We start from the raw sequence: 3,669 nt of genomic DNA, 5'->3' as shown, positions 1-3,669 counted from the left end.
AGAGGTAAAGTCCAGGGTCTGGTCACTAGCAGTGATAGCCAGGTCAGAGGTGGCACCACTTTCCGCCGACCCGGATATAGGTTTCTGCACCCGCCGGTAGATCGTGGTGTGATCGACTGGCACGCCCCGCTGAAGTCATCATTTCCTCCAGATCGCGGTAGCTCACCCCATAGCGGCAGTACCACCGCACTGCCCACAGAATGATGTCACGGGGGAAATGACGACCGGAGAAGATGCCCATGGCTGTGATTATTTCACGTCGCTCTTCCTACTGCCCCAACTTTGCAACAACACCAGTGCAAGTCCGTCCTTGGACCCTACTGCTACGAGAAGAGAAAAAGACCCCGGCCACTGACGGGACGCATGTGGTGACTGAACGCCCCGGACCGTAACTCAGAACCTGCTCACCTCCCTTATCAATCCAGAGAACAGGCCAGGTGATTGGCGTAACCAAGCAGACTGGTGACTAGCATGAGCGCCTGCACACAGTTCCGTTTGTTGAATTGTTTACGCGAGACAGCATGGACGCTAGCGTGTCTGGAGTAGTAGTGGGGCACAGGATCTCCCTTATACGGCCAAAACGCTTCATGGGCGTTCCAAATAGGAAGCCACACCAGGCTTTCCCTGATGCTCATTTCTAACAATAGCTCCGGGGGGTCATGTTCTTTCTTCCGGTTGGTGATCGTCCGTTTCTCCTTACCGGGGTAGAAAGACCCCACTATTGAGTCCAGGAGAACAGTAAGCATGCCTTGAGCAGTTCTGTTATAGCCCGCTCTCATGGCTTCGAGGGCTTCTACCGCGAATTCAACTTCAGAACGAATGATCTTGTGTTCACATGCCTCAAGCACATCGGCACAGTCATCGATGATGGTGGTGTAGCGATCGCCAAGGATCGCCCGTCGTTCGGACCGCGTCTCAGCGTGAATTAGTCGAATCGCTGTGCGACCTCTGGGCACAAGATACATCGGGATGGCCTCCCCTTCGACAAAGTCTAAGACTTCTGCGGGGCTGACTTCGTCTGAGTAGTCGCGAAGATTTGGAGGGAGTAAAAGCCGACCGAAATCGATAGGGGGAACAATGTGGCGCAGCGCGTAATCGAGGTTCTCTTGGGCACTGCGAAAGAGTTGCTCCCGTTCGTCTTGGAAAACTTCAAATGCATGTTTGAGAGACTCTTGCACACCGCTGGTAACCAAGAAACTCTCCGCCAAGTTGGGGAAAACAGGTTGAGAAACAGTAAGGTTACGGGCCTTATCTGCAATATCTTTCGCCCAAGGGAATTCCACATTGACGCGGTAATGATCTCGAAACCCCTCCAATGAATCGGTAATCCCAAATCTTTCCTGCCAATCAAAATCCCCTACCAAGCCAATATAAGGAAATTTCCCTGATTTCCAGTAGTCCATGTTCTCTGTCTCGCTCCGTTATTCCTATTTCTACCCGTTGGCTTGGATATTAATCCCTACGGGTTTAGACGGAAAGAATTGCCATAAGACTCTATTCATTTCGGTTGACACATTAGAACAAATTTTCCCGTAGATGGCCGGGGCAAGGGTTATACTTGTGATCGTAAATAATAAAAAGAATATGGCTGGGGTCAGTAGCGGCCGCGGCTCGAACACGGTAGGAGATCCCGCTTTGGCTGATAAGAAGATTGTTTTCATTGCATTCGCTATGGAGGATGAAAGGCAGAGGGATTTCCTAAAAGGCCAGTCTCTCCATCCCCGCGCTCCATACGAGTTCATCGATATGTCAGTGAAGGAACGGTACGAGTCAGGCTGGAAGGTAAAAGTTCGGACTCGTATTCGTCGATCCGACGGCGTGATTGTACTCGTTAGCAAGAACTCGTTGACCTCCGAAGGGCAGGCATGGGAAATCCAGTGTGCGAAGGAGGAGGGGAAGCCCGTCCGGGGTATTTGGGTCTACAAAGATGACCGGACGACGCTTTCAGGAGTGAATACGGTTACTTGGACCGACGCTAACGTGGCTGCGTTCATCGACTCTCTGTAAGGCGCACCAACATGAGGAAAGCACTTATCGTCGGGATCGACTACTACGACCAAATTTCGTCTCTTGGGGGAGCAGTGAATGACGCGTACAGCGTCAAGAGCGTCCTCGGACGTAATGCCGACGGCACTCTGAACTTCGCCCAGCCGATGTTGATGACTAGCACGGGCCCTGACTCCATGGTCACGCGCATCCAGTTGCGTGAGGCAGTCGAGGAGCTATTTCGGGATGACGCCGAGATCTCACTGTTCTACTTTGCAGGCCACGGTTATATCGACGGCACCGGCGGCTTCTTATGCGCAAGCGACTGTGAAGCCGGGCACGACGGGCTCTCGTTGGCCGAGGTGATGACGTTGGCAAATAATTCACCAGCCAAGAACAAGGTAATTATCCTCGATAGTTGCCACGGTGGGGTGGTGGGAAGCCACACCGGCACCCAGCAGGTCTCCGAGATCGCAGACGGTGTCACTATCCTTACTGCTTCCACCGCGGATCAGTACGCTATGGAGACAGGCGAGGGATCAGGCGTATTCACCAGCTTGCTTGTGGATGCCTTGAGCGGTGCTGCAGCTAACCTCGTAGGTTCAATTACTCCCGGTAGTGTCTATGCCCACATTGATCAATCACTTGGCAACTGGGCTCAACGTCCTGTTTTCAAGACGAACGTCAAAAAATTCGTATCTCTCCGAGAAGCGGAAGCTCCCATTGATCTCGCCGACCTACAGAAGCTTACCGCTTTATTCAAGAAGCCTGATTACCAGCTCCATCTAGATCCGAGCTATGAGCCTGAACGTTCCGGGAGAGAAGATGCATCCATCCCCCCACCAGATCCTGCCAAAAACGCTGACTTCGCAGTGCTGCAGAACCTCGTTAAGGTGAACTTGGTTCGCCCTGTAGGTGCACCGCACATGTGGCATGCCGCTATGGAATCAAAAGGGTGTGAGCTGACAGTCCTTGGCCAGCATTATTGGAATCTCGTCCAGAAAGAACTGATCTGATGCACCCTAAAGAACGGATTCGCGATGTCTTAAATAGTGAGCCGGTAATGCACCGCCTTGCGGAGGCAGAACATGAACGATGGGCACACTGGCAGCGCTACCTCCACGATCAGTGCGTTCGGGGAGAAGATGGTGCGCTTATCATTCCCGCCCAACTTGTGGAGCGCTGGTCGAAACAGATCGACACGCCCTATCCGCAGCTATCCGAAGCGGAGAAGAAGAGCGACCAGGAACAGGTTCAGCGCTACCTTCCGATCATTATCGACGCGCTTGAAGAATGATCTATTACGAATTCATGAGTTCTGCTGGCAAACCCTAAGATTATCAACTTGAGGAATTGCCTTCACTTTTGACGCTCTGTAATTCGCTGCCAATAAGAATTATGTAATGAGGGGGAAGGTGTGCCATTAAAGTATACCCTGTCGACATAGCGCCAGCACAGATAGGAAAAGCTGTTGACTACTGATCACGACGTTCAGAAGCTTTTGACCCACATCACCGCACAATTCGGCACGGACCCGGAACGGTGGTTTCTTCCCGATGGCTACCAGAGTGTGGCCCTAGCTGTTCTCGACGCCATCTATTCCACGGGCAACCGATATGCAGGTGTGATGAACGTGGTGAACGGGTACCGGCGACTGCGAGCAGATGAAGGAGCCGATCCTGA

5 protein-coding genes and 1 pseudogene are annotated in these 3,669 nt (G+C 52.5%); 4 read left to right on the top strand and 2 right to left on the bottom strand.

Annotation, left to right across the window (positions count from 1 at the left end):
* Both K8V32_RS14715 and K8V32_RS03065 read right to left on the bottom strand, forming a co-directional pair.
* Window positions 1-241: pseudogene (locus tag K8V32_RS14715) on the bottom strand (transposase domain-containing protein); the annotation flags it as partial.
* A gap of 175 nt (window positions 242-416) precedes the next feature.
* On the bottom strand, window positions 417-1,403 hold the full coding sequence (locus tag K8V32_RS03065) for a hypothetical protein (RefSeq protein ID WP_303902705.1): 987 nt from the start codon (window positions 1,401-1,403) through the stop codon (window positions 417-419).
* 232 nt (window positions 1,404-1,635) lie between these two features.
* On the opposite strand from K8V32_RS03065, the gene K8V32_RS03060 reads away from it, so the two are divergent.
* The 4 genes from K8V32_RS03060 to K8V32_RS03045 all read left to right on the top strand — a co-directional run.
* Window positions 1,636-2,007, top strand: a complete 372-nt coding sequence (locus K8V32_RS03060) for a TIR domain-containing protein (RefSeq protein ID WP_303902702.1) — start codon at window positions 1,636-1,638, stop codon at window positions 2,005-2,007.
* A gap of 11 nt (window positions 2,008-2,018) precedes the next feature.
* Window positions 2,019-3,002, top strand: coding sequence for a caspase family protein (locus tag K8V32_RS03055; protein ID WP_303902699.1), 984 nt, complete (start codon window positions 2,019-2,021; stop codon window positions 3,000-3,002).
* Entirely contained in the window at window positions 3,002-3,283 is a 282-nt protein-coding gene (locus K8V32_RS03050; RefSeq protein ID WP_303902696.1) for a hypothetical protein, read from the top strand. Before K8V32_RS03055 ends, K8V32_RS03050 begins: the two co-directional genes overlap by 1 nt.
* 174 nt (window positions 3,284-3,457) lie before the next feature.
* On the top strand, window positions 3,458-3,669 hold a 212-nt coding region (locus tag K8V32_RS03045), incomplete at its 3' end, for a DUF8548 family protein (RefSeq protein ID WP_303902693.1).

This window comes from Enteractinococcus helveticum (assembly GCF_020742345.1).
GTDB classification, from domain to species: domain Bacteria; phylum Actinomycetota; class Actinomycetes; order Actinomycetales; family Micrococcaceae; genus Yaniella; species Yaniella helvetica_A.
The sequence above is the reverse complement of the archived record's forward strand: the minus strand, read 5'-3'. Positions and strand labels throughout refer to the sequence as shown.

Coding starts and splice junctions, on each gene's coding strand:
- K8V32_RS03050 (WP_303902696.1), top strand. CDS start 3,002: ATGCACCCTAAAGAACGGATTCGCGATGTCTTAAATAGTGAGCCGGTA.
- K8V32_RS03055 (WP_303902699.1), top strand. CDS start 2,019: ATGAGGAAAGCACTTATCGTCGGGATCGACTACTACGACCAAATTTCG.
- K8V32_RS03065 (WP_303902705.1), bottom strand. CDS start 1,403: ATGGACTACTGGAAATCAGGGAAATTTCCTTATATTGGCTTGGTAGGG.